Raw genomic sequence first — 25779 nt, 5'->3', positions numbered from 1 at the left:
CGCCTGAGCCCATCAAGGGCCGCCCCGGGCCACGGGCATCATACCGACCGCATCACTTCGGCATGGGTGCCGCGCAGCGTGCGCATGGCATCGTCGCATTGCTGCGGCGACTCGGGATTGACCAGCACCGCCCAGCGACCGTGCTTCACCGCCTCGCGCACCGGGGTGATCACGGCCTGATGATCGGGCCGGGCCGTGATCAGGCCGCCGCCCATCATGCCCAGCATGGCGCCGATAAATGTGCCTGCGGCCGCCGATGGCCACGGATTCTGCGTGACCCACGCAACGTGCTGCAGATACAGCACGGCCACCACCAGCAACCCCAGGATCAGCCCGCAGGCGCCCAGCGTCAGGTGCGACCGGACCGCCGTGCGCGCGATCCCCTGTTCGTCGGGTTCCAGCTTGCGGCCAAAGTGCGCTTCGTGCGGGTGGACCAGCTTGACCTGTTTCGCGCTCAGTCCGGCGGTGTTGCAGACCAGATCGACCGCCTGCGTGGCGTCGGCCTCGGTGTCGTAGAGTGCGGCGATACGGGTATTGGCCGCCTCGCCGGAAATCAGATTGCCTGTCATGTGTGGGCTCCTTTGTGCCGGACGCATCGACCGGACGGTTCCTGGATGGCCCTCCCTTCCAGATTTCTCATGTTTCTTCTGCGTTCCCCGATCCATCGTAGCGTTCGCGCCGCTTGCGCCACGTCGGCATGCGGCCGCACGGGCCTGTAGGACGACGCCGAAACTGGCCGACGTCCGAGTTTCGGCCGGCAAAATTTTGATGCATCGCAGAATGACGCGCCCGCTTCCGTCGCCTATAAATCAACGGCTGTCGCGCGTACCGAGGTTTCATCACACAAAACTCGACCCGGAGGAGACGCATCCGTGACCGTCCAGAGCACATCGCTGCAGAAGGCCTGCCGGCTGCTGCGCGCGCTGTCGGACACCCGCAATGCCCGGCTGACCGACCTGGCTGCCGCCGCGCAGGTCGACAAGGCGTCGGCCCTGCGGCTGCTCGATACGCTGATGGCCGAAGGCATGGTCGAGCGCGACCCGGCCACCAAGGCGTTTTCGCCGGGGCGCGAATGGCTGACCCTGCAGGCGGCCGCGCAGCGCCGGCTCGACATGCGCCCGCTGGCGCGCCCGGCCCTGATCCGGCTGGCCCATACATTTGAAGATTCGGCGATTCTCTCGGTGCCTGGCGGCTGGGAATCCGTGTGCCTGGATTTGCGCCTGGGCACATTCCCGATCCGTGCCAATTACCTCGATGTCGGCAGCCGCCGCCCGCTCGGCGTGGGGGCGGGCAGCCTGGCGCTGCTGGCCGCGCTGCCCGACGACGAGATCGACGCGGTGCTGGCGTGCATCGCCCCATCGCTGAAACGCTATCCCCGGATCGACGCCGACATGCTGCGCCGCCACGTGGAAACCACGCGCGCGCGCGGCTATGCCGTGCTGCTCGATGTCGTGGTCGAGCGCATGGGCGGCATCGGCATCGCCCTGCCCGGCCCCGACGGCTATCCGCTGGGGGCCATCAGCATTGCCGCCCTCAACGAACGCATTACCGAACGCGAGGCCGCCCTGGCCCGCGCGCTGCGCCGCGAGGCCGACGCCATCGCCGCCGCCTGGCGCCATCCCACCCGCCAACCACAGGCACAACCGAAGGAGGCATGAAGCATGCGCTGGAAGCAACGTCCAGAAGGCTCAAACTGGGGCGATTTCGGGCCCGACGATCAACTGGGCCGCGTCAACCTGATCGGCCCGGAACAGGTGGTCAAGGGCGCCCGCGAGATCCAGGCCGGTATCAGCTTCTGCCTGTCGATGCCGCTGGACTATCCCGGCGGCAACAAGCTCAACCCCCGCCGCCATCCGCCGCAGCTACGGCCCACCTTCCGCGACGACATCCCGTACCTGAATTTTCCGCTGGCCAAGGTCAACCCGGCCGCCACCGACGTGATCAGCGACGACCAGGTACTGCTGTGCCTGCAGTATTCGACGCAATGGGATTCGCTGGCGCACGTGGGTGCGCTGTTCGATGCCGACGGCGACGGCCGGCCCGAACGCGTCTACTACAACGGCTACCGCGCCAACGCCGATATCGTGGGCCCGGTGGACTACGCCGACGATGACCACTTCGCGGCGCACGACTGCGGCCACGGCCACGCCAGCCACGCCGACGCGCTCGGTATCGAGAACTTCGCCGTCAAGGGCATGCAGGGCCGGGGCGTGCTGGTGGACCTGGCCGATGTCTTCGGCACGGACTTCCGCAATGTCGGCTATGACGACCTGATGCGCGCCATGGAGGCCCACCGCGTGGAAGTGGAGCGCGGCGACATGCTGCTGTTGCGCACCGGCTTTGCCGAGGTGGTGCTGTCGATGCAGCGCAATCCCGACGAAGCCGTACTGCACCACAGCTGCGCCGCCCTGAACGGCCGCGACAACCGGCTGCTGAACTGGATTACCGACGCGGGCATTGCCGCCTTGATCGCCGACAACTACGCCGTCGAACGCTTCCCGGCGTTGCCCCCGCCCGACGACACCCGGGCCCATCCGCTGCTGCCGCTGCACCACCACTGCCTGTTCAAGCTCGGGCTGCCGCTGGGCGAACTCTGGTACCTGCGCGAACTGGCCGACTGGCTGCGGGCCCATCGGCGTACCCGCTTCATGCTGACCGCGCCGCCCCTGCGGCTGCCCGGCGCGGTGGGGTCGCCGACCACGCCGATAGCAACGGTATAGCACGGGGCGTATATATGGCTCCCCTCTCCCATGCAATGGGAGAGGGGTTGGGGGAGAGGGCATTGAGCCCCTGCTTGCCGACATGTCGTCAAGTGAAGCGCCGCGCCCTCTCCCCCGCCTCCTCTCCCACATTGTGGGAGAGGAGAGAAAACAGATGACAAAACAAGACGGAGGAGACTATGACATCCACCTTGAAACGGATCGCCACCGCCGCGCTGGCCGTGGTATCGCTAGCCGCCCACGCCCAGCCCAGGGCCGGCATTTCCGACGATATCGTCAAGATTGGCCTGCTGCTGGACATGAGCGGGCTCTATGCCGATGTCACGGGCCGGGGCAGCGCCACGGCGGCCCAGATGGCCATCGACGACTACGGCGGCAAGGTGCTGGGCAAGAAGGTGGAACTGGTGGTGGTGGATCACCAGAACAAGGCCGACATCGCCGCCAACAAGGCGCGCGAATGGTTCGACCAGGACAAGGTCGATGCCATCCTGGACGTGGCCGCGTCGGCGCCGGCGCTGGCCGTGCTGGACGTGGCCCGGCAGAAGAACAGGATCGTGGTGTTCTCTGGCCCGGGCACCGAGCGCATTACCAATGATCTCTGTACGCCGGTTTCGGTCCACTATGCCTATGACACCTACGCGCTGGCCAACACCACGGCCCGCGCGATGGTGCAGCGCGGCGGCAAGACCTGGTTCTTCCTGACGGCCGACTACGCGTTTGGCCACACGCTGCAGCAATCGGCCACGACCGTGGTGCAAGAGGCGGGCGGCCAGGTGCTGGGCGCGGCCCGGCATCCGATCAACACCAGCGACTTTGCCTCGTACCTGCTGCAGGCCCAGGCCAGCAAGGCGCAGGTGGTGGGCCTGGCCAACGCGGGCGGCGACACCGTCAATGCCATCAAGGCCGCGTCGGAATTCGGGCTGACGAAGAACGGCACCCAGAAGATGGCCGGCCTGCTGCTCTATATCAACGATATCCACGCCATCGGCCTGAAGACGGCGCAGGGGCTGGTACTGACCGAGGCGTTCTACTGGGACATGAACGACGCCACGCGGGCCTGGTCGCGCAAGTACTTCGACAAGGTCAGGAAGATGCCGAACATGAGCCAGGCCGGCGTCTATTCGTCGGTCACGCACTACCTGAAAGCCGTGCAGGCCGCCGGCACCGACGAGACCGCCGCCGTGATGAAGCAGATGAAGGCACTGCCGATCCATGACTTTTTCGCCAAAAACGGCCGCATCCGCGAGGACGGCCGCATGATCCACGACATGTACCTGTTCGAGGTCAAGAAGCCTGAAGAATCAAAGTACCCGTGGGACTACTACAAGCTGCTGGCCACGGTGCCCGGCGACCAGGCGTTCATGCCGGTAGCCAGGTCGCAGTGCCCGCTGCTCAAGAAATGACGGCTGCCGCGACGGCTGCATTGGCGATACCGAGCTACGTACGCGGGGTGGGCAACACCCGCTTCGGGCGCCTGCCCGGCAGCTCCCCGCTGACGCTGATGGCACAGGCCGCCGATGCCGCGCTCGATGCCGCGCGGCTGGCGCGCGCCGAGGTGGACGGCGTGTTGTGCGGCTACGCCACCACGCTGCCGCACCTGATGCTGGCCGACCGTTTCTGCGAATTTGCGTCGCTGCAGCCGGCCTATGCCCAAGGCATGGCCGGCGGCGGCGCCACGGGCGGGCTGATGGCGATGCTGGCGCATGATCTGGTGCGCGCTGGCCGTTGCCGCAACGTGCTGGTGGTGGCCGGCGAGAACCGCCTCAGCGGCCAGAGCCGCGATCAGTCAGTACAGACGCTGGCGCAGGTCGGCGAGCCCGAGATCGAAGTGCCGAACGGCGCATCGGTGCCGGCCTACTACGCGCTGCTGGCCTCGCGCTACCTGCACGAGGTGGGCCTGGATGCCGATGCGCTGTCCGACTTCGCGGTGCTGATGCGGCGCCATGCCGCCGGGCACCCCGACGCGCACCTGCGCGATCCGCTGTCGGTGCAGGCCGCCCGCCAGGCACGGCCGATCGCGTCGCCGCTGCGGCTGTCGGACTGCTGCCCGATCTCGGACGGCGCCGTCGCGCTGGTGGTATCGGCCGAACCGGGCACCGGCACGCCAGTACGCATCGCCGGCGCCGGCCAGGCGCACCGGCACCAGCACCTTGGCGCGCTCGGCGACGTGATGCACAGCGGTGCATCCGATGCCGCCGGGCGCGCCCTGGCCGAAGCCGACTGCGCGCTGGCCGATATCGACTACCTGGCGATCTACGACTCGTTCACGATCACGCTGGTCATGCTGCTGGAGGAAATCGGCATCGCCCCACGCGGCCAGGCCGTCGCCCGGCTGCGTGCCGGCGATTTCGACACCGATGGCGCGTTGCCGCTCAACACGCATGGAGGACTGCTGGCGTTTGGCCATTCGGGCGTAGCGGGCGGATTGATGCACCTTGCCGAAGCGGCGCGCCAGCTGGCCGGCCGGGCCGGCGCCCGGCAATTGCCGCAGCCTCGGAAGCGCGCCTTGTTTCATGCCGATGGCGGCGTGCTGTCGTCGCATGTGAGCCTGATCCTGGAGACCGCATGAGCGAACCGCCATCCCAATCCCCCTACACCGAAGGCCTGGCCGCTGGCGTGGTGCGCTACCAGACCTGCGAGATCTGCGGCGCCTGGCAGCCGCTGCAGCGCCATGCCTGCCGCACCTGCGGCAGCCGGCAACTGGCCTGGCGCGATGGCAACGGCCAGGCCACCGTCTACGCGGTGACCGAGGTGTTCCGGGCCCCCACCGAAGCCTTCCAGGCGCTGGCGCCTTACACGCTGGTGCTGGCTACCCTCGATGAAGGCCCGCGTGTGATGGGCCACGCCGACCCGGGCATCGCCATCGGCGACCGGGTGCGCGCCGGGGTGTTCCACCACGCCGGGCAGCCGCTACTGCGGTTTTCCCGGATTTGACCTGAACAGCCCTCAGCGGCCCTCAAAACAATGCCCTCCACGCTCTCCACCCTCTCCGCCCTGCTCTCGCCCCGTTCGGTCGCCATCGTTGGCGCGTCCGACAACATCCACAAGATTGGCGGCCGCCCGATCCACTACATGCGGACCATGGGCTATACCGGCGCCATCTATCCGGTCAACCCGCAGCGCGCATCGCTGCAGGGGCTGCCCGCGTACCCGTCGCTCGATGCGCTACCCGAGGCGCCCGAACTGGCGGTGATCGTGGTCGCCGGTGGCGCGGCCGTGCAGGCTGTGGCCGACTGCGCGCGGCTGGGCGTGGGCGCCGCCATCGTGATCGCGTCGGGCTTCGGCGAGGCGGGCGAGGCAGGCAAGCGCCAGCAGGACGACATGGTACGCATCGCGCGGGAAGGCGGCCTGCGCATCGTCGGCCCCAACAGCCAGGGGCTGGCCAATTTTGGCAATGGCACGATCGCCAGTTTTTCGACGATGTTTATCGAGATCCCGCCGCAGGATGGCCCGGTGGCCGTGGTCAGCCAGAGTGGCGGCACGGCGGCGCTGGTCTATGGCCTGTTGCGCAACCAGGGGATCGGCGTACGGCATGTGCATGCCACCGGCAACCAGGCCGATGTGACCGTCAGCGAAATCGCGCTGGGCGTCGTGCAGGACCCCGATGTGCGCCTGCTCTTGTTGTATCTGGAAACGCTGACCGACCCGGAGAGGCTGGCCGAAGCCGCTGCCGTGGCCCGCGCGCGCGGCATCCCCGTGGTCGCCGTCAAATCGGGCCGCTCGCAGGCGGGTGCCCGCGCCGCCGCATCGCACACCGGCGCCATGGCCAACGAAGACCGCGCCGTCGATGCCTTCCTGGCCCGCCATGGCATCTGGCGCGTCGAAGACGCCCACGCGCTGGCACGCTGCGCCGCGCTCTACCTGCGCGGCTGGCAGCCGGCCGGCCGCCGGCTGGTCGTCGTCAGCAACTCGGGCGCCAGCTGCGTGATGGCCACCGATACCGCCGATACCCTCGGCATGTCGATGGCACCGCTGTCCGCCGCCACGCAATCCGCGCTGGCCGAACGCCTGCCCGGCTTTGCGGCCACGGCCAATCCGGTGGACGTCACGGCCGCACTGCTGACCAACAGCGGCCTGTTCGGCGACGTCCTGCCGGTGGTCGGCGCCGACCCCTCGGCCGACCTGGTCCTGCTCGACATTCCGGTGGCCGGCATGGGCTACGACGTCCCCCGCTTTGCCCGCGATGCCGCAAGGTTTGCCGACCAGGCTGGCAAGCCGATCGCCGTGGCCGCGTGGCAGGACGCGGTGGTCAGCCAGTTCCGCGCGGCCAACGTGCCGACGTTCGTGCATGCCGCCGACGCGCTGGCCGCCTTCCATCAGCTGACCGCGCACCAGCAGCTGCTGCGCGACGTGGCCGGCGAGCCCGCCATGCCGCCGATCGTTCCGTCCCACGTCGCCACGCCTTCCCGCACGCTCAGCGAGGCCGCCACCCTGGCCCGGCTGGCCGAAGCCGGCGTGCCGGTGGTCGAGCACTACCTGTGCCAGAGCGCCGACGACGCCGTGGCGGCGTGGCAGCGGATTGGCGCACCGGTCGCGGTCAAGGCCAGTTCCCCGGCCGTGCCGCACAAGAGCGAACACGGCCTGGTGGCCCTGAACTGCAACAGCCGCGATGCAATTGTCGACGCCTTCCACAAGCAAACGCAGACACTCGACGCCATGCACGCCCCATGCGAAGGCGTGATCGTCGCGCGCATGGCGCGCGGCCAGCGCGAATGCATGGTCGGCGCCCACTGGGACCCGGTCTTCGGCGCAGTGCTGCTGGTGGGCGACGGCGGCAAGTACGTGGAAGTGGTGCGCGACACGGCGGTACTGCTGGCCCCCGCCAGCCCAGCCGCCATCCAACGCGCGATACGCAGCCTGCGCATGGCCCCGCTGCTCGACGGCGTCCGCGGCGAGGCCGCCCTCGATGTCGCCGCCCTGTGCGACGTGGCCAGCAGGGTCGGCAACCTCGTGCACCAGGCGCACGGCCAGATCCGCTCGGTGGATCTGAACCCGGTCATGCTGGGGGCAGAGGGGACGCTGGTGGTGGATGGGTTGATGGAGGTGGCGTAGCCGGTCCGGATATGGCTCCCAGCTACCAAAGGGTAACTACCAAAGGGCTTCGTCAGGCACCATCGGAGAAAAATGCCCAGGCTGATTGATCCAACCATTTAAGCCGTTGTCGCATCGCATGCGCCATGTGGGGAAGTCTTTGGCGGCTTGTTGGACCACGCTGCATTTCGTGCCTGGCGGGAGAACCGCCAGTACCGGAAAACGCTCGGGGTGCTTGTCGGTGCTACTGGGACGAACGTCTACCATGTCGACGTAGAGCTTTACCGGTCTCACGGCCGTATATGTTTTCCAGTCGAGAAGCCGGTATCCACCGAACGTCATCAGAAAGCCCCACACGACCAACGCCGACAGCAGCGCCACCGCCAATCGCTTACCAGTTGCCAGATGCACCGCCATGCCATCCCTTCGGGTAATTGCGCGAATGGCGCCCATTCTTGATAGGCCCCGGCGGGCACGCAATCGCCGAACGCTGAAACCGGGCACTGCATCGAACCGCCGCCCCGATTGTTCACATCTCAAGACAAACTGTCAGACGATTCGATCTTCTTTGCTTTGTCGCTAATCGTTACATTTCAGGCGCCGCATCGCGCCTGAGCCCTTACGGAGGCGTGCGTGCGCGCGTCTCACTACAAGGATAAGCATGAAGACCCGTCTCGCCTGCCTGGCCGCCATGGCCGTCCTGCCTGCCCTGCCCGCCACGGCGCAGGCTCAATCGAGCATCACGCTGTATGGCGTGGTGGATGCCGGCGTGGAGTTCCTGACCCACGCCCCGAACTCCGCCACCGGCGGCAGCAACAATCTGGTGCGGATGTCGGCCGGCAACCTGTCGACGTCGCGTTGGGGCCTACGTGGCGCCGAAGACCTGGGCGGTGGCCTGAAGGCGGTCTTCACGCTGGAGAGTGGTTTTGATCTGGATACCGGCAGCCTGAACCAGGGCGGCCGCCTGTTCGGCCGGCAGGCCTTCGTGGGTCTGCAGAATCCGTACGGCACGCTGTCGCTGGGTCGTCACCAGACGGTGCTGTACGACTTCTCGCTGGCCTATGACCCGATGGCCATCGCCACGCGCTATTCGGTGCTGATGCACGACAAGTGGATGTCGGGCCGTGCGGACAATTCGCTGAAGTTCACCGGCCAGACCGGCGCGTTCTACTACGGCCTGTTCTACAGCACCGGCTACGACAGCAGCGCCGGCGGCGAAGTGCCGGGCGACTACAAGGCCGGCCGCAACTGGTCGGTGGCCGGCGGCTACGATGCCGGTCCGGTGTCGGCACGCGTGGTGTATGACGAAGTGCGTGGCAGCACCGTCGCCACCGACGACAACCGCGAGCGCCGCGCCACCATCGGCGCCAGCTACAACTTTGGCCGTGGCCGCGCGTTTGCCGGCTATCGCTGGTACTACGGCGACTTCGCCAGCAGTTCGCTGCGCACCAACCTGTACTGGGTCGGCGCCACCTACCAGGTGACCCCGGCCATCGCCCTGACCGGCGCCGCCTACTACACCGACGTGCGCAACAGCAACGGCGATCCGTACAGCTTCGTGCTGTCGGGTACCTATGCGCTGTCCAAGCGCACCGACCTCTACGCGATCACCGCCTACGCGCAGAACCGCAACGGTTCGTCGATGGGCCTGTCGGGCTTTGGCCCGTCGCTGAACGGCAGCGCCACCACGCTGACCGCCACCAGCGAGCAGGTGCGTGCCGGCCAGAGCCAGTTCGGCGCCATCATCGGCGTGCGCCACCGCTTCTGATCCACGTCCGATCCACGTCCGATCCACGATCGAGCTTCATCGGATCGTAAAGCGTCCAGACTCCACGGCGAAGACTTTCCCTTCGTCTTTCTATGGGCCCGCACAGGCAGCTGCCTGGCGGGCCTCTTTCTTTTGTGGCGGCTGGCGGTCTGGTTTGCTCCCCTCTCCCGCAGGCGGGAGAGGGGTCGGGGGAGAGGGCATTGAGGTTCAAATTGCGACGGCTCGTAGATCGAACTGCCCGCCCTCTCCCCCAGCCCCTCTCCCATTTCATGGGAGAGGGGAGCCAACCGAGGGTGCATTAAACGCGTGCGGCCAACCCCAGCGTCTTCAGCGCCGCGTCCAGCGACGCCTGTTGCTCGGCGGCGTACAGCGCCAGTTCATCGCTGACCGTCGCGCCCAGCGCCTGCTCGAAGGCCGCGCGGTTGGGCGATGCCTGCAGGTCGTCGCGGTTCTCATCGCCCAGGTTCGACTGGAAAATGCCGGCGGCGCTGACCGGCAGGAAGTCTTCGTAGGTGATCGGCTCGGCCACCAGCGCGCCGGCGGCAATCAGTGCTTCCACATCGTCGCCATCGGCCGCCGCATTGCCCACCGCATAGCGGTAATAGGCCAGGCCCTGCTGGCGCAGCGACGCGTGGTCGTCCGGGAACGCCTGGAAGATGTCGCCCAGCGTCTTGCGATAGGCGTCGGCATTCGAACCGTCGCCAGACGGGGTGATGACCTTGCGCACTTCGTTCAGCAGTTCGTCGTAGAGCTTGCGGCCCTTGGCGGTCAGCGCCACGCCGCGTTGCTCGATCTCGCCAAAGCGCGCCGTATGGGTGCCGGCTTCGCCGCCATCGCGGAAGGTGACCGGCTCGCTCAGGGCCAGGAAACTGGTCTGGCGCAGCAGGATCGGGCAGCGGCGCGTCGGCGGGCCTTCCACCACGGCCTTCGGGCTGATGCCGCGTGCCGGCATCTGCGTCTGGACGATATCGATGTCCAGCGTGCGCGGCGTCAGGTGGTTGATATGCGGGCCGGGGAAGCACACGATGTCCGCGATCAGCGGATGGGTCTTGCGCAGCTTCCAGTACAGGTCGGCTTCGACGGTGGACTTGCCGTGCCAGCGGAATGTCTCCAGCGCCTCGGCCACGAAACGGGCGGCGTCGTCGGCAGCCAGGCCGCCCTGCTGCTCGGCGCGCTCGATCAGTGCCAGGCAGCCCGGCGTGAAAATCGACCGCGTGGCCAGCACTGCCGCGGCGGCGTCGCGCAGCGCGGCGTCCTGGATCAGGTCCAGACGCAGTAGCGACGTAAATACGCGGAACGGGTTCTCGGCCAGGCCGGCGGTGTCCTTCGGCCGGAACGCCGTGGAGTGGACCGGCACGCCGGCCACGGACAGATCGTAGTAACCCACCGGGAACATGCCCATCACGGCGAACAGGCGACGGATCGTGGCCAATTCCTCAGGGGTACCCACGCGGATGGCACCGTGGCGTTCCACCTCGATGCGCGATGCCTGGCCGGCCGCACCGGCGGCCACGGCACCCACGCTGGCCAGCACTTCGGCATTGACATCGGCGACCAGCGCCATCAGCGTGCCGTACTGCGGCACCTCGGCACGGTACATATCGGACATGGCGCGCGAGAACTGGGCGCGGATCTGGCTGGGGGACGTGAAAGCGGCAGACATGTGGTTCCGGGGACGACGAGATGACAAAAAGAGCCGCCAAGTGTGGTCGCGCGGCTTTCGGGCGGCAAGCGATATTTCCGCGCAACTTGATGCGCTTTACGCATTAACTTGATGCCCAGCCGGTGATCGGTCTTCAGGCGACCTCGCACTGGCGCAGCAGCCAGTCGGCAAACAGCGCCGCCTTGTCCCGATCCGTGCCGTCGCCGGGTTTGGCCTGCCGGTAGGTCAGGAAATAGGCGCCATGCCGGCCGGACGCCGGCGCCCCGGAGAACGGCAGCGCCGCCAGCTGGCCGCTTTCGATCTCCGTGCGCACCATCATTTCTGGCAAAACGGCGATGCCCAGCCCGCAGATCGCAGCGCCCGTGACCATCGTGAACAGGTCGTAGCGCGGCCCCAGGCGCGCGCGGCGCCGGATCGCCTCGTCGTCGCCGCCGAACCAGTCGGGCCACGCATCGGGGCGGCTGGCCAGATGCAGCAGCGGCAGGTTCAGCAGGTCTTCGCGTTGGCGCAGGGCCGCGCCCTGCAGCAGTTGCGGGCTGCACACCGGGATCGACGGCCCCTCTTCCAGCAGCGTGGCCGACGGATGCCCGTCCCAGGCGTCGTTGCCAAAATAGATGGCCGCATCGAACAGCGAATCGGCAAAGTGGAACGGATCGGGCCGCGCGTGGATATTGACGACGATCCGTGGATGCTCGGCCCGGAAGCCGGCCAGGCGCGGAATCAGCCATTGCGTGGCGAAAGTGGGCACGACGGCGAGTTCCAGCACCTCCATGCCGCCAGCGCGCGACGCCAGATCCTTGGTGGCGCGCTCGATGGCCTTCAGTTCGGCGCGGATGTCGCGCACATAGCGGTCGCCGTCGGCCGTCAGCACCACGCGCTGGCGCACCCGTTCGAAGAAACGCACGCCTAGCCGTTCCTCCATGGCCTGGATTTGCCGGGAAATCGCGCTTTCGGTGACGTTCAGTTCGGCCGCGGCGCGCGTGAAGCTGCCAAGTCGGGCAGCGCACTCAAGCATCTGGAGTGCGATCAGGCTGGGCAGGCGCATGGTTCAGGGGGCTGGCGATGAGGAAAAAACAAGGCGGATACGGCATTCAGGGGCGCGCGATGGCTGACAGGATGCGCTTCAGCTTGTCGGGGTTGCGTTGCGCGTGGATGCTGACAATGCGCTCGCCATCGGTCTCGATGCTCTGGGCCGATTCGAGCTGGCCATCGACAAAGCGCAGCAGCGCCCACTGGCCGTTGAGCACCACCATTTGCACATGCACCGCCAGGCCCCGCCGCTGCGCCGCGAAGAGGACCTGCGCGATCTTGCCGCCGCCGACCAGCGGCTTCGGAAAGCTCGACACCTTGCCGCCACCGTCGCCAATCAGCGTGGCTTCGTCGGCCAGCAGGTCCCGGATCGCGTCGAACGTGCCCTGCTCCAGCGCCTGGGCAAAGCGCCGCACCAGGTTCAGGTGCGCGTCCTTGCGTACCGGTGGTTGCGGCCGGGCATCGCGCAACTGGGTCTTGGCGCGGCTCACCAGCTGGCGGCAGGCCGCCTCGCTCTTGCCGATGACCTCTGCCACCTGGCTGTAGTCGGCGTCGAACACTTCACGCAGCAGAAAGGCCGCGCGCGCTTCGGGCGTCAGGCGTTCCAGCAGGAACAGGAACGCCACCGACACGTCGTCGGCACGCTCGTAGAGGGCCTCGGGCGTATCGGCGCCTTCGGATATCAGCGGCTCAGGCAGCCAGATACCGGCGTAGTGCTCGCGCTGCAGCTTGGCCGCGCGCAGATGATCGATGGACAGCCGCGTGGTCACCGATACCAGCCACGCCTCGGGGTTGTCGATGGCGTCGCGATCGGTGCCGTGCCAGCGCAGCCAGGCGTCCTGCACCACATCCTCGGCCTCGGCCACGGCACCCAGCATGCGGTACGCGATGCCCTGCAGGCGCGGGCGAAGCTGGTCAAAGGTCTGGCTGGGATCGGGGGCAGGTGCGGCCATGGCACAAGTGTCCTTGCGGTGGGCTGCCATTGTGGCATTGGCGCCCTCTCGCCGTCTCGCGTTGTGTCTGACTGCGCCCTTGAAATTTCCGAACTACTGTATATATTTACAGTGTACTGTATGGATAGACAGTACCAGACGTCGTGAGATGGATTAAACAGTGTCGGAACCTTCGGAGCCCTGAAATGGAACACCTGATCCGTGTGCAGAATGAATATGACCGCCAGGTACTGGTCTGGCTGCGTGGACGGATTGGCGACGCCGCCTTGGTGTCGGCCGCGCGCCGCACCGCCGCGGACGGGAAAAAGCCTTATCTCTCAACGATTTGCCGCCTGCTGAACATCCGGCCGCCGTCGCGCCGCAGCTTTGCCGATGAGGCCCGCAAGACCCACCGGGCGGTGGGTGAACGTTATCTGGCGCAGATCCGCCAGATTCTGGCCAAGCCTGCTGCCCCGCATGCACAACGCGAAACGGCCGGGCATGAGGCCCGGCCGCAGGGTTCCCTCTTCTAGGCGCCCTTCAGACGCCGCCGAGGTTTAGTCCGAATTATTGAAATCCTATAATTCGGACTAAACCGCTGGCAGAGCCGCTTTTCGATCACTTTTTCCGGACCGTTTCAGCGCCCTGCTCATTGCGGCAGATCGGTCACGCGCATCGCCGGCGTGATCTGCAGCGGATCGGTCACCAGTTCCAGCACGGCCGGCTTGCCGGCCCGCTGCGCCCGTTCGAAGGCGGCGGCGAAGTCCTCGGTCCGCTCGACGCGTTCGGCCCAGGCGCCGCAAGCCTTCGCCATCTGCACAAAATCGGGATTGACGATGCGCGTGCCGCTCTGGCGGCCCGGATAGCGGCGCTCCTGGTGCATCCGGATCGTGCCGTACATGCGGTTGTTCACCACGATCACGATCAGGTTCACGCCGTGGGCGGCGGCCGTGGCGATTTCCTGCGGATACATCAGATAGCAGCCGTCGCCGGCAAAGCACACCACGGTTTTTTCCGGAAAGCGCAGCTTGGCGGCAATGGCAGCCGGCAGGCCGTAGCCCATCGCGCCGCACGTCGGGGCCAGTTGGGTGCGCGGACGCTTGTAGGCATAGAAGCGGTGCAGCCAGACCGTGTAGTTGCCAGCGCCGTTGGACAGCATGGCGTCCTCGGGCAGCACCCGGTTCAGGTGCGCCATGGCGGCGCCCATGTCCACGCCGGTCAGTTCGGCGTGAGGTTTTGGCGGCGTGACAAAGGCTTCATGGTCGGCGCGGGCGCCGGCGGTCCAGTCCTTCCAGGCCACCGAAGCGGGCGCGGCCAGCGATGCCAGCATGGCGGCGCCCGGCTCGACGCCGGCGTGGATCGGCAGCGTGGCCTGGTAGACGCGGCCCAGCTCGAAGCTGTCGGCATGGATATGCACGAGCTTCTGCTTGGGCTGCGGGACTTCCAGCAGCGAATAGCTATCGGTGGCGATATCGCCAAGCCGCGTGCCGAAGGCCACGATCAGATCGGCCGTCTTCACGCGTTCGGCCAGCTTGGGGCTGACGCCCAGGCTCAGGTGGCCCACGTAGTGCGGGTCGCGGTTGTCGATCACGTCCTGGCGGCGGAAGGCGCAGGCCACGGGCAGATCCCAGGCGTTGACGAACGCGGCAAAATCGCGCACGGTCTGGCCGGTCCAGTTGGCGCCGCCGGCAATCACCAGCGGACGCTGGGCAGCGGCCAGCGCGGCCGCCAGCGCCTGGGCGTCCTCGGGGCGCGGTGCGGCGGCCACGGCGCGGTACGGCGCGGCGTCGGCCACTTCCACCCGACCATCGAGCACGTCCTCGGGCAGCGCCAGCACCACCGGGCCCGGGCGGCCCGACGTGGCCACCTGGAACGCGCGCGCCACCATCTCCGGGATGCGTGCCGGATCGTCGATCTCGGCCGCCCACTTGCACATCGACCCGAACACGGCCGCGTAGTCCACCTCCTGGAATGCCTCGCGCCCCTTGTGCTCGCGGGCGATCTGGCCGACGAACAGGATCATCGGCGTGGAGTCCTGCTGCGCGATATGCACGCCGATGCTGCCATGCGTGGCACCGGGGCCGCGCGTCACGAAGCAGATGCCGGGACGGCCCGTCAGCTTGCCGTCCGCCTCGGCCATGTTGGCCGCGGCGCCTTCGTGCTTGCAGACCACAAGGTCGATGGCCGGCTGGTCGTGCAGCGCGTCCAGCACGTCGAGAAAGCTCTCGCCCGGCACGCAGAAAATGCGTTCGGTGCCATGGAGCCGCAGTTGGTCTACAAGGACGCGGCCGCCGGTGCGGGCCGTCTGGGTAGCGTTGGAGGTCATGTCGGATGGGGTCGCGTTATCGACGTGAAAATCGGCGGCAGGATCGCAATGTCTGCAATTGTTCCGTTTGACGTGCGCCGCCGCGCGGCCTATCGTGCATTTCTGTTATGCGAATTCTGCAAGTCGCCACCGCCCCCGCCCGTGTAGATTTGCGGACGAGGCGCAGCACAAGACGCCCCGCCCGACCCATGTTTCCGTTGCGGAAACCGTCAGGCAGAACGGCAGCCCGGACCGGGACTGCCGCACACGAACGTTCGCGCTACAGGAGACATCATATGAATTTTCCCCATCGCCTGATGCGGCCGATGCTGGCCGTGCTTTGTACCGGATGCATGGCGGTCGCCACGCAGGCCGGCGCCCAGGGTGCCGATCACTACCCGAGCAAGCCCATCACCTACGTGGTGCCGTTTGCCGCCGGAGGCACCACCGACCTGCTGGGCCGGCTGATCGGCCAGCGGCTGTCGCAGGTGCTGGGGCAATCGGTGGTGGTGGAAAACCGTGCCGGCGCGGGCGGCAATATCGGTTCCGACTACGTGGCCAAGGCCCCCGCCGACGGCTACACGCTGCTGGGCGGCACGATCAGCTCGCACGCCATCAACGTGAGCCTGTACCCGAAGATGCCGTATGACCCGGTCAAGAACTTCCAGCCCATCGCGCTGATTGGCACGTTGCCGAACGTGCTGGTGGTCAATGCCAACAGCCCGTGGAAGAGCGTGCAGGACGTGATCGCCGCCGCCAAGGCCAAGCCGGGTACGGTCAATTTCGGTTCGTCGGGCAATGGCACGTCGCAGCACCTGGCTGCCGAACTGTTTGCCAACATGGCCGGGCTGCGCATGACCCACGTGCCTTACAAGGGCAGCAGCCAGGCGGTGCAGGCGCTGCTGGGCAACCAGGTGGACCTGGTGTTCGAGAACAGCGTGGCGGCCATGCCGATGATCCAGTCGGGCAAGTTTCGTGCGCTGGCCACTACCGGCGCCAAGCGCGCGGCCGAACTGCCCGACGTGCCGACCATGGCGGAGTCGGGCCTGAACGGCTACGAGATCGTGTCGTGGCAGGCCATCTTCGCGCCGGCCGGCACGCCCAGGCCCATCGTCGACAAGCTGTCGACCGAGATCGGCAAGATCATCCGCCAGCCGGACGTGCGCGCCAGGCTGGCATCGATGGGCGTGGAGCCGTCGGGCGCCGGCCCCACCGAACTGGGCAATTTCCAGAAGAGCGAAGTCGCCAAATGGGCAAACCTGATCAAGGTGGCCAATATTCACCTGGAGTAAGCATGAGTGATCACCGTATCCCGACTGCCGGCCTGCACCAATGGGTGGCAGACCTCTGGCTGGCGGCGGGCTCAGACGCCCGCGAGGCCCGGCTGACCGCCGATCATCTGGTGGGCGCCAACCTGTCCGGCCACGATTCGCATGGCGTGGGCATGATTCCCAAATACGTGATGTCTTGGCAGGCCGACCAGCTCCAGCTGAACCAGCAGGTCAGCGTGGTGCATGAATCGGGCGGCATCCTGAGCCTGGACGGCAACCGTGGCATGGGCCAGGCCGTGACCGAACAGGCCATGGGCCTGGGCATCGAACGCGCGAAGGAACATGGCGTGTGCGTGCTGGGCCTGCGCCGGTCGCACCATCTGGGCCGTGTGGGCCACTGGGCCGAACAGGCCACGGCGGCCGGCATGATCTCGATCCACTTCGTCAATGTGCTATCCAAGCCGATCGTGGCGCCGCATGGCGGCTACGATCCGCGCTTTGGTACCAATCCGTTCACGATTGGCGTGCCGGTGGCCGGCCAGCCGCCGCTGGTGCTGGACTTCGCCACCAGCGCCATCGCGCTGGGCAAGGTGCGCGTGGCCCACAACAAGGGCGTGCCAGTGCCGCCGGGCTGCCTGATAGACCCGCAGGGCCACCCCACCGACGACCCCGCCGTGATGTTCCCGCACCCCGGCACGCCACAGGGCGCGCTGCGCACGTTCGGCGAGCACAAGGGCTACGTGCTGGCCGTGATGTGCGAACTGCTGGGCGCGGCCGTGGCCGGCGGCCATACGATCCGCCCCGAAACGCTCACGCACGAGCACGCGGTATGGAACAACATGCTGGCGGTCATCTTCGATCCGGCGCGGCTGGGCAGCAGCACCACGTTCGGCCACGAGGTGGAGTCGTTCGTGGAATGGATGAAGGCGTCGCGCCTGCAACCGGGCAACGACGCCATCCGCCTGCCGGGCGACCCCGAACGCGCCTGGCGCCGCGCCCGCGCCGAATACATCCCCGTGGACAGCAGCACGCTGGCCCAGCTTGACGATGCCGCCGCCCGCGTGCTGCAGGCCCGTGGCCAATCGCCGGGCCCGCTTTCCGCGCTGGCCGCCGACTGATCCAGGAGATCGACGATGTCCAACACCCCTCACCTGCCCCAGATCCACCCGCTGCCCAACAGGTTCCGGGCCGACGTGCTGGCGCGCAAGCGGCTGATTGGCCTGTGGAGTTCGCTCGGCCAGCCCGTGACCAGCGAGATTGTCGGCCTGGCCGGCTTTGACTGGATGCTGCTCGATGGCGAGCATTCGCCCAACGACGTGCTGACCTTCGCGCCCCAGTTGATGGCGCTCAAGGACAGCGTCAGCGCCGCCGTTGTAAGGCCGCCGTGGAACGATCCGGTGATGCTCAAGCGCCTGCTCGATATCGGCTTCTACAACTTCCTGATTCCGTTCGTGGAATCGGCCGAGGAAGCCCGCCGCGCGGTGCGCGCCACGCGGTATCCGCCCGACGGCATCCGGGGCGTGTCCGGTGCCCAGCGGCAGAACCGCTATGGCACGCTGCCGGACTTCTTCAAGACCATCAACGACAACATCTGCGTGCTGGTGCAGATCGAAAGCCGCAAGGGTGTGGAAGCAGCCGCCGAGATCTGCGCGGAACCCGGTGTGGACGGCATTTTCATCGGCCCGAACGACCTGGCCGCGGCCTACGGGCATCTGGGCAACCCGAACCACCCCGACGTCCAGGCGGCGGTGAAACAGATCTACGATGCCGCCAACCAGGCCGGCAAGGCCATCGGCACGCTGACGCCGGTCGAAGCCGACGCGCGGCGCTACCTGGAGATGGGCGCGCACTTCGTGGCGGTGGGCATCGACCACGTATTGCTGCGCGATGCGGCCCGCGCGCTGCGCGACCGCTTTGCGTCCTGAAGCCATTTTGAACTGGAAGGAATCATGAGCAAGCTCGGATTTATCGGATTGGGCGTCATGGGCAGGCCCATGGCGGAACACCTGCAGGCCGGCGGCCATACCGTCTATGCGCACACGCGCAGCGGCGTGCCGCAGGACCTGCTCGACCGCGGCGTGCAGCCGTGCGCCAACGCCACCGAGGTGGCCAGACAGGCCGACATCATCTTCCTGATGCTGCCCGATACGCCCGACGTGGCGCGCGTGCTGTTCGGTGACGACGGCGTGGCGGCCGGGCTGACCCCGGGCAAGATCGTGGTGGACATGAGCTCGATCTCGCCGATCGACACGCGCGAGTTCGCCGCCAGGGTCGAGAAGCTCGGCTGCGACTATGTGGATGCGCCGGTGTCGGGCGGCGAAGTGGGCGCCAAGACGGCCACGCTGTCGATCATGGCCGGTGGCAAGCCCGATGTCTTCGACAAGGTGCTGCCGCTGCTGCAATTGATGGGCAAGAACATCACGCTGGTGGGTAATGTCGGTGACGGCCAGGTGGCCAAGGTGGCCAATCAGGTGATCGTGGCGCTGACCATCGAGGCCGTCAGCGAGGCGCTGGTGCTGGCTGCCAAGGCCGGCGCCGACCCGGCGCGCGTGCGCCAGGCATTGATGGGCGGCTTTGCCAGTTCGAAAATTCTTGAAGTCCACGGCGACCGGATGATCAAGCGCACGTTCCATCCGGGTTTCCGCATCGAACTGCATCAGAAGGATCTGAACCTGGCGTTGTCCACGGCGAAGCAGCTGGGGCTGGGCATGCCGAACACGGCCTCGACGCAGCAGTTGTTCAATGTGTGCGTGGCCCAGGGCGGCGCGGGCTGGGATCACTCGGGGCTGGTCAAGGCCATCGAGCACCTGTCGTCGTTCGCCATCGGCGACACGCCAGAATCGGCCGGATGACAACCATGTCCGCCGCGCTGAATTCCGACGATCTGGCGTGCTTTGTCTGCGTGGCCAACACGCAGAGCATTTCGCGCGCCGCGCTGGAACTTGGCGCCGACCAGTCAACGGTCAGCCGCCAGATTGCACGGCTGGAGGCCGCGCTCGACACCCGGCTGTTTCATCGCAGCGGCCGGGGCGTGGTGCTGACCGAGGCCGGTACCACGCTGCTGGGGTACGCGCGACAGGTGGCCGCCACGCTGGCCGAGGCGCGCGCGGCGGTCCGGGCCTCCACCGCACAAGGGCCGGCGCAGCTGGTCATCGCGGCGCAGCCGACCATCGCCAATACCGCGTTCGCGGCCATCGGCACGGCGCTGAAGGCGCGCTTTCCGGCGACGAAGATCCGCTTTGTGGAAGGTCTGGCCAACCCGGTGCTGGCGTGGCTGGCGGCCGGCGATATCGATGTGGCCCTGCTCTACCTGCCCGAACAGCAGGGTGCGCTCAAGGTGGACGTGCTGCTGGAAGAAGACCTGACGCTGGTCACGCCCACGTCATGGAGCCACCTCGGCCCCACGTTCCAGGTGCGGCGCCTGGGCGAAGTGCCGCTGATCCTGCCCAGCACGTCGCACGGGCTGCGCGTGCTGGCCGAATCGCTGGCGGCGCGCGTCGGCACCTCGCTGAACATGGCAATGGAGTGCGATGCCTCGAACACGGTGGCCATGCGGCTGGTGGAAGACGGCTGCGGCGCCACGCTGCTGCCGTTCGCGGCCGTGGCCGATCGCGTGGCCCAGGGCCGGCTGCATTCGGCGCGGCTGGTGGACCCGGTGGTGACGCGTCAGGTGGCGATGGCCACGGCGCGCAACCGGCCGGTGGTGCCGGAGTTGTGGGACATCATGCAGACGGTGCGCCAGTCCGTGCGCAATATCGTGATGTCGGGCGCCTGGCCGGGGGCGCGGCTGGTATAGGCGGGTATAAGCGGGTATAGGCCGCCGATGTCCGGTGGTTTGGCTCCCCCTCTCCCAGGCATGGAAGAGGGGGAAACAGACATCGCGGCCATCAAGCCTTACTGCTTCGTCGTACCGTTCTGCAGTTCGGCCTTGGCCGTCTCGTCGGCGGCCTTCTTGGCGTCCTTGCGCTCGGACTTGGCCGCGTTCACATCCTGCTTGTACTCGCCCTTGGCCGCCTTCTTCTCGGCCTTGTACTGGTCATTGGCGGCCTTGCGGGCCTCGCGGCGTTCCACGAGCGGGTCCTTCGGCGGCTGGACCTGGGTCGTGACCGGCGGGGCCGCAGTCGTGATGTCGGCCGGGGCGGCCGGCGCCTGCGTGGTCTGTGCGAAGGCGGTGACAGAGATCATGCCGGCTGCCAGGGCGCCAATCAGGGACGTGGTGCGAATGGTTCGTTGCTTGGACATGTTGAGACCTCTCAGGTGGTTGTTATCGAAAACGACGGGTGCGTTGTTTCCCACCGCGTGCCCAGTTTAGAAGCCACACGGTGCCCCGTGTGCCGCATTCACACATCTCCTTACAAAACCTCGCCCGCACTGACAGACAACGCCCGACAACGCCACAGTTTCTGACGATTTTTGCGATGTTTTCCGCTTGATCGAGGCAGGCGCGTGGCCCACACTGAACCGCATCGACCATCGATTCCAGGGGAGTTGCCATGCATCTCGACGGATCGTGCCAGTGCGGCGCGGTGCAGTTCAGCCTTGAGTCCGATTCGCCCTACCCCTACCTGCATTGCCATTGCTCGATCTGCCGCAAGACCGGCGGCAGCGGCGGCTATGGCATCAATCTGGGCGGCGATGCGCATACGCTGCGCGTGGCCGGCCAGCAGCATGTGGCGCATTTCCACGCCGTGATCCGCGAGCCCGGCAAGCGGCCGGTGCGGTCCAAGGGGTACCGCCACTTCTGCAGGCTGTGCGGCAGCCCGCTCTGGATGTGGGACCCGCGCTGGCCGGACCTGGTCCATCCGTATGCGGGCGCCATCGACACGCCGCTGCCCAGGCCGCCCGATGTGGTGGAGGCCGGTCTCGATTACGTCGCGCCGTGGGTCGATGTGCCGCGCGGCAAGGGCCATCGCCATGTGGGCACCTGGCCCCACGAATCGTTGCGCGAATGGCACGCGCGGCATGACCTGCTGAAGTAGACGCCAGACCAGCGCCGATGCGGCCCGGAACGGCCTTGCCACGGGGTCGGACGGCTCCTGACAGGGTCTTGCACCGGCGCTGACATACATCGCGCAAGTGCGCTCCTATGCTCGAATCAGACACGGCATCTGGGAGCCCGCCATGCGCGACTATCGCCAATATCTGATTTATCCGATGGCATCGCTGTTTGCGATCGTGGCGGTCACGCTGCTGGTCGGCTGCGGCGAATCGGCCAAGTTGCCCGATACGGCGGGCATCGGTCCGAACCCGCAATTGCCGGCGCCGCACAAGACGGTGCTTCCGACCATCCATATCGCCCCAGCCGAGGGCTGGAAAGACGGCAAGATGCCCGTGGCGGCCGACGGCATGCGGGTGGCGGCCTATGCCGACAAGCTGGACCATCCGCGCTGGCTGTACGTGCTGCCGAACGGCGACGTGCTGGTGGCGGAAACCAACGCGCCGCCCAAGCCTGACGACCATAAGGGCACCCGGGGCTGGATCATGAAGAAGACGCAGGAGCGCGCCGGCGCCGGCACACCCAGCGCCAACCGCATCACGCTGCTGCGCGACACCAATGGCGACGGGGTGGCCGACCAGAGATCGGTTTTTCTTCAAAACCTGCACTCGCCGTTCGGCATGGTGCTGGTCGGCAGTGATTTCTACGTCGCCGATACCGATGCCGTGCTGCGCTTCCCGTACACGCCGGGCCAGACCAGCATCTCGGCGCCGGGCCAGAAACTGGTGGACCTGCCCGCTGGCTCGATCAACCACCACTGGACCAAGAACATCATCGCCAGCCCCGACGGCAGCAAGCTGTATGTCACGGTGGGATCGAACAGCAACGCGGGCGAGAACGGCATCGACAAGGAAGCCGGCCGCGCCGCCATCTGGGAAGTCGATCGACAGACCGGCCAGCATCGTATTTTCGCCAGCGGCTTGCGCAATCCGAACGGCATGGTCTGGGAGCCGACCACCAAGGTGCTATGGACATCGGTCAATGAGCGCGACGAAATCGGCAGCGACCTGGTGCCCGACTACATCACCTCCGTGCGCGACGGCGGCTTCTACGGATGGCCGTACAGCTATTACGGCCAGCACGTGGACGACCGCGTGAAGCCGCCCGCGCCCGACATGGTGGCCAAGGCCATCGTGCCCGACTACGCGGTGGGCGCGCACACGGCGTCGCTGGGCATGACCGGCGCATCGGGCAACAGCCTGCTGCCCCAGTTCCACGACGGCATGTTCGTGAGCCAGCACGGCTCATGGAACCGCAAGCCGCGTTCGGGCTACAAGGTCATCTTCGTCCCGTTCGACCAGGGCAAGCCGCGCGGCGCGCCGTTCGACGTGCTGACCGGCTTCCTGGATCAGGACGGCAAGGCGCAGGGACGCCCGGTAGGCGTCGTGATCGACAAGACCGGCGGGCTGCTGGTGGCCGATGACGTGGGCAACGTGGTCTGGCGCGTGAGCGCGGCGAAGTAATGGCGCGAAGTCGTGCCGCGAAGTGGTGCCGCGAAGTCGCTCCCAGGCATGCTGCCCGCGTTTGGCGCCTGCGCCGTCATGCCAACGGGCGCTGCGCGCGTCCGACGATCTGCAGCGTCCGTAGCAATAACGCCAGACCGCGCCGCGTATCGGCATCGCGCGCCAGCGCCCACAGGGCCCGCGTACCTGGCGGCTCGGTGTCCCGCCGGGTCTGGGCTGCGGCCAGCCGCAGCGCGCCGCTTAACGCGCCATGGGCCGCCACGCCTTCCTCGAACACGCTGCTGACTTTCTCGATCATCGCCGGATCGAGAAAATCGACAAGATCGGCCATCAGCGCCAGTATGTCGACCAGGTTGTCCAGCCGCGCGCCGAGCAGCAGCGGGGCCAGCCTTGGAGACAGTTCTGCCCAGGCCGCCGGCGCCGGGTCAACCGGCTGGCTGTCGGCCAGATGGTGGGCAAGGTGCGGCGCAAGGCCTGGCTCGGAAGCCTCGGGTATGGATGCCATGGGGACTCCACAGTGACTCACATCGGGTGATGGCAGGCGCGGCGGTCAGAGCATGCCCCGGGCAACCGCCCAGTAGGCGCCGCGATTGAAGCCTTGGCGCAGCAGGCCACCCAGCCTGGTGGGCGGCATCGGTTGCACGTCCCGCTGGTAGTCGTACCAGAGCGGCATGCCCGCCGATAGCCCAAGCTGGGCAACGGCCTGGACCTTGCCGTCGTAGGCCGCGACCGGACGCCCCAGGCGTATCGATGCCGCGATGTTGTCGGCGATCACCGGCGCCTGGTTGTGGCACGAGCCGCCGGCCTTGCTGACCGGCAGATCCACGGTATCGCCAATCACGTAAACCCGCTCATGCCCGCGCACCTGCAAGGTCTCATGGTCAGTGGGCAGCCAGCCCTCGTCGTCGGCGGCTTCGGACAGGCCGCTCTGGCGCACCACATCGACGGCGCGGATGGGCGGCGTGGCCATCAGGATGTCGAACGGCTGCTCGGCGCCCTCTTCCGAATACGCCACCCGCCGGCCGGGGTCCACGCGTGCCAGGGTAAAGCCGCGCTGATAGCGGATGCCGCGCTGCTCGAACAGGGCCGGCACGACATCGCAGGTAGGCTTCTGCAGGAACAGGCAATTGCGCAGCAACTGCGAGACGGTCGGGTAGGTGTAGACGATCTCCACCCGCTCGCGCACCCCGCGCCGGCGCAGGTAGTCGTCGAGCATCAACGTGGTTTCCAGCGGCGCGATGCCGCACTGATGTGGCACGTTGTGCGTCTTCGGGAACGACACCGTGACGAAGATGCGGCCACGCTGGATGCGCGCGAGCTTTTCGGCCAGCTGACGGGCCGGCGCGTACTGGTAGAAATGGTCGCCCGCCTCGCCCAGCCCCTCGATGCGCTCCGGGGCCGGCACGCAACCGGTGGCGATCACAAGATAGTCGTAGCCATAGCGCCTGCCGCTGCGGGCCTGCACCTCCCGGCGGCCCAGATGGAACTGCTCGGCCGCATCCACCACGAAATCGATCTCCGGCCGCAGCAGCGACCGCTCGCGCCGTACCAGTTCCTCGCGGAAGAACGCGCCGAACGCCACATACATGAACGCCGGCTTGTAGAAGTGATCGTCCGTATCGGACAGCACGGTCACGGCGACGTCGCCGTCGACGATCTCGCGGAACAGCTTGCCGGCCAGCTGGTTGGCCAGCATCGTGCCCCCCACGCCGCCCCCTACGATCAGTATGCGTTGTTTCATCGTCCCCACCTGGTCAGGATCATCGAGAGAACATGCCGCTCAGACGCGAATCCGCACGGGGCGGGAAAGTGTCTGGCAGACCGGGCACTCACGCGCCGTCTTCAGCACGCGCGCATGCAGGTCGGCCGATATGGCGTCCAGGAAAAATACGTCGATCTCGAAGGCGGTGATGTCGCCCTGGCGGTCCAGGCGGACATCCACGCGGTACGGCGGCAGTTGCGCGTCGCGGTGGGCCATGTCGATGGTGATGCAGACGCAGGCTGCCAAGGCGCCCGCCAGTAGTTCATGCGGCCGCGTTCCGCCGCGCAGGCCGTCGGCGGCCGCATCGGCAAGCACCACGTGATGCCCGCTGCGGATCGTCACGGCGTACGACGGGCCCTGGCGCGACGCGGAAACCTGCAGCGGCGTCATCAGTGGACCTGCGCCACCACGAACAGCCGTCGAAACGGAAACAGCGTGCGGCCATCGGCGCCATTTGGATAGAGCTTGCGCAGCCGTGGCACGTACTGCGCCAGAAAGCGGCCGCGCTCGCTGTCGTCGAGATGATCGGTCACGGCGCGCAGGCCCGACGCCAATCGGAAAACTGCAGATACAGCATGGGATCCCAGCGCGCATCCGGCCGGCCCTCGCTCACGTTCATCGACATCAATCGCATGGTTGGCGCTCCATGGCGCGATGCCGGGGGCATCGGGAATGCTCATTAGCATATGCATTCGATGTCGCGACGCTACTGAAGAATCTTTATGTCAGTACTGGCACGGTTTAAATGACAAGTCCGCGCTTCTCACGCGAACGGGTGACATGTGCGGCGGAACGGCCGCCAGAATGAAAACCGGCGGTGCGATCCCCTCGCACCGCCG

General features: G+C 67.2%; 26 protein-coding genes. 15 read left to right on the top strand and 11 right to left on the bottom strand.

Translation table 11 applies throughout. The features are described from left to right. Nucleotides 1–38 precede the first annotated feature (38 nt). Complete coding sequence (locus AC24R4_RS24860) at nucleotides 39–569, bottom strand: riboflavin biosynthesis protein RibA (RefSeq protein ID WP_487523768.1); 531 nt, start codon at nucleotides 567–569, stop codon at nucleotides 39–41. 303 nt (nucleotides 570–872) lie between these two features. Here AC24R4_RS24860 and AC24R4_RS24855 point away from each other — a divergent pair, with 303 nt between their 5' ends. From AC24R4_RS24855 to AC24R4_RS24830, 6 genes are all read left to right on the top strand, one after another. Beyond that, complete coding sequence (locus AC24R4_RS24855; protein ID WP_400394439.1) at nucleotides 873–1658, top strand: IclR family transcriptional regulator; 786 nt, start codon at nucleotides 873–875, stop codon at nucleotides 1656–1658. A 3-nt stretch (nucleotides 1659–1661) separates the two neighbouring features. Then, nucleotides 1662–2720: a cyclase family protein gene (locus AC24R4_RS24850; protein ID WP_400394441.1), complete on the top strand. Its 1059-nt coding sequence runs from the start codon at nucleotides 1662–1664 to the stop codon at nucleotides 2718–2720. 179 nt (nucleotides 2721–2899) lie between these two features. Beyond that, nucleotides 2900–4123, top strand: a complete 1224-nt coding sequence (locus tag AC24R4_RS24845) for an ABC transporter substrate-binding protein (protein WP_400394442.1) — start codon at nucleotides 2900–2902, stop codon at nucleotides 4121–4123. Beyond that, a complete protein-coding gene (locus tag AC24R4_RS24840; protein WP_400394444.1) occupies nucleotides 4120–5289 on the top strand; it encodes a thiolase family protein in 1170 nt (389 codons plus the stop codon). The genes AC24R4_RS24845 and AC24R4_RS24840 overlap by 4 nt, the downstream gene beginning before the upstream one ends. Beyond that, the gene (locus tag AC24R4_RS24835) at nucleotides 5286–5654 is read left to right on the top strand and encodes a Zn-ribbon domain-containing OB-fold protein (protein ID WP_400394446.1); all 369 of its coding nucleotides are present in this window, start codon (nucleotides 5286–5288) and stop codon (nucleotides 5652–5654) included. The genes AC24R4_RS24840 and AC24R4_RS24835 overlap by 4 nt, the downstream gene beginning before the upstream one ends. Nucleotides 5655–5684: 30 nt before the next feature. Further along, the gene (locus tag AC24R4_RS24830) at nucleotides 5685–7772 is read left to right on the top strand and encodes an acetate--CoA ligase family protein (protein ID WP_487523767.1); all 2088 of its coding nucleotides are present in this window, start codon (nucleotides 5685–5687) and stop codon (nucleotides 7770–7772) included. A 36-nt stretch (nucleotides 7773–7808) separates the two neighbouring features. Here AC24R4_RS24830 and AC24R4_RS24825 read toward each other — a convergent pair whose 3' ends face one another. Next, a complete protein-coding gene (locus AC24R4_RS24825) occupies nucleotides 7809–8168 on the bottom strand; it encodes a hypothetical protein (protein ID WP_487523766.1) in 360 nt (119 codons plus the stop codon). A gap of 244 nt (nucleotides 8169–8412) precedes the next feature. Between AC24R4_RS24825 and AC24R4_RS24820 the strand changes: the two genes are divergently transcribed. Then, a complete protein-coding gene (locus AC24R4_RS24820) occupies nucleotides 8413–9519 on the top strand; it encodes a porin (protein WP_400397301.1) in 1107 nt (368 codons plus the stop codon). 298 nt (nucleotides 9520–9817) lie between these two features. Here the strand turns inward: AC24R4_RS24820 and hglS are convergent, their stop codons facing one another. From hglS to AC24R4_RS24805, 3 genes are all read right to left on the bottom strand, one after another. Then, nucleotides 9818–11182, bottom strand: a complete 1365-nt coding sequence (gene hglS / locus AC24R4_RS24815) for a 2-oxoadipate dioxygenase/decarboxylase HglS (protein WP_400395839.1) — start codon at nucleotides 11180–11182, stop codon at nucleotides 9818–9820. A gap of 133 nt (nucleotides 11183–11315) precedes the next feature. Then, a complete protein-coding gene (locus AC24R4_RS24810) occupies nucleotides 11316–12227 on the bottom strand; it encodes a LysR substrate-binding domain-containing protein (RefSeq protein ID WP_487523765.1) in 912 nt (303 codons plus the stop codon). 46 nt (nucleotides 12228–12273) lie between these two features. After that, nucleotides 12274–13164, bottom strand: coding sequence for an RNA polymerase sigma-70 factor (locus AC24R4_RS24805; protein WP_487523764.1), 891 nt, complete (start codon nucleotides 13162–13164; stop codon nucleotides 12274–12276). Nucleotides 13165–13349: 185 nt separating this feature from the next. On the opposite strand from AC24R4_RS24805, the gene AC24R4_RS24800 reads away from it, so the two are divergent. After that, nucleotides 13350–13676: a CppA family protein gene (locus tag AC24R4_RS24800; protein WP_487523763.1), complete on the top strand. Its 327-nt coding sequence runs from the start codon at nucleotides 13350–13352 to the stop codon at nucleotides 13674–13676. A gap of 116 nt (nucleotides 13677–13792) precedes the next feature. Here AC24R4_RS24800 and AC24R4_RS24795 read toward each other — a convergent pair whose 3' ends face one another. Continuing rightward, complete coding sequence (locus tag AC24R4_RS24795) at nucleotides 13793–15469, bottom strand: thiamine pyrophosphate-binding protein (RefSeq protein ID WP_400394408.1); 1677 nt, start codon at nucleotides 15467–15469, stop codon at nucleotides 13793–13795. A gap of 275 nt (nucleotides 15470–15744) precedes the next feature. Between AC24R4_RS24795 and AC24R4_RS24790 the strand changes: the two genes are divergently transcribed. Genes AC24R4_RS24790 through AC24R4_RS24770 form a run of 5 tightly spaced genes read left to right on the top strand, consistent with a single transcriptional unit; the run spans nucleotide 15745 to nucleotide 20515 of the window. Further along, a complete protein-coding gene (locus tag AC24R4_RS24790) occupies nucleotides 15745–16740 on the top strand; it encodes a Bug family tripartite tricarboxylate transporter substrate binding protein (protein ID WP_400394410.1) in 996 nt (331 codons plus the stop codon). A 2-nt stretch (nucleotides 16741–16742) separates the two neighbouring features. Further along, entirely contained in the window at nucleotides 16743–17837 is a 1095-nt protein-coding gene (locus AC24R4_RS24785) for a malate/lactate/ureidoglycolate dehydrogenase (RefSeq protein ID WP_400394411.1), read from the top strand. A 15-nt stretch (nucleotides 17838–17852) separates the two neighbouring features. Further along, entirely contained in the window at nucleotides 17853–18644 is a 792-nt protein-coding gene (gene garL, locus AC24R4_RS24780; protein ID WP_400394413.1) for a 2-dehydro-3-deoxyglucarate aldolase, read from the top strand. Between the two features lie 24 nt (nucleotides 18645–18668). Further along, the gene (locus AC24R4_RS24775) at nucleotides 18669–19571 is read left to right on the top strand and encodes a 2-hydroxy-3-oxopropionate reductase (RefSeq protein WP_400394414.1); all 903 of its coding nucleotides are present in this window, start codon (nucleotides 18669–18671) and stop codon (nucleotides 19569–19571) included. 5 nt (nucleotides 19572–19576) lie between these two features. Continuing rightward, complete coding sequence (locus AC24R4_RS24770; RefSeq protein WP_400394416.1) at nucleotides 19577–20515, top strand: LysR family transcriptional regulator; 939 nt, start codon at nucleotides 19577–19579, stop codon at nucleotides 20513–20515. Between the two features lie 98 nt (nucleotides 20516–20613). Here the strand turns inward: AC24R4_RS24770 and AC24R4_RS24765 are convergent, their stop codons facing one another. Next, nucleotides 20614–20961 (bottom strand): hypothetical protein, encoded by a 348-nt coding sequence (locus AC24R4_RS24765; protein ID WP_153947721.1) that lies wholly within the window; start codon nucleotides 20959–20961, stop codon nucleotides 20614–20616. A 251-nt stretch (nucleotides 20962–21212) separates the two neighbouring features. On the opposite strand from AC24R4_RS24765, the gene AC24R4_RS24760 reads away from it, so the two are divergent. Beyond that, a complete protein-coding gene (locus AC24R4_RS24760; protein WP_487523762.1) occupies nucleotides 21213–21698 on the top strand; it encodes a GFA family protein in 486 nt (161 codons plus the stop codon). A gap of 175 nt (nucleotides 21699–21873) precedes the next feature. After that, a complete protein-coding gene (locus AC24R4_RS24755) occupies nucleotides 21874–23178 on the top strand; it encodes a PQQ-dependent sugar dehydrogenase (RefSeq protein ID WP_400397340.1) in 1305 nt (434 codons plus the stop codon). 76 nt (nucleotides 23179–23254) lie between these two features. Here the strand turns inward: AC24R4_RS24755 and AC24R4_RS24750 are convergent, their stop codons facing one another. From AC24R4_RS24750 to AC24R4_RS24735, 4 genes are read right to left on the bottom strand one after another with little or no spacing between them, the layout of a single operon-like run. Further along, complete coding sequence (locus AC24R4_RS24750; protein ID WP_487523761.1) at nucleotides 23255–23683, bottom strand: DUF1641 domain-containing protein; 429 nt, start codon at nucleotides 23681–23683, stop codon at nucleotides 23255–23257. A gap of 45 nt (nucleotides 23684–23728) precedes the next feature. Next, complete coding sequence (locus tag AC24R4_RS24745; RefSeq protein WP_487523760.1) at nucleotides 23729–24919, bottom strand: NAD(P)/FAD-dependent oxidoreductase; 1191 nt, start codon at nucleotides 24917–24919, stop codon at nucleotides 23729–23731. 39 nt (nucleotides 24920–24958) lie between these two features. After that, on the bottom strand, nucleotides 24959–25330 hold the full coding sequence (locus tag AC24R4_RS24740; protein ID WP_487523759.1) for an OsmC family protein: 372 nt from the start codon (nucleotides 25328–25330) through the stop codon (nucleotides 24959–24961). After that, a complete protein-coding gene (locus AC24R4_RS24735; RefSeq protein ID WP_487523758.1) occupies nucleotides 25330–25620 on the bottom strand; it encodes a hypothetical protein in 291 nt (96 codons plus the stop codon). Before AC24R4_RS24735 ends, AC24R4_RS24740 begins: the two co-directional genes overlap by 1 nt. Between the last annotated feature and the right edge of the window lie 159 nt (nucleotides 25621–25779).

This window comes from Cupriavidus sp. CER-90, assembly GCF_057652055.1.
The sequence above is the reverse complement of the archived record's forward strand: the minus strand, read 5'-3'. Positions and strand labels throughout refer to the sequence as shown.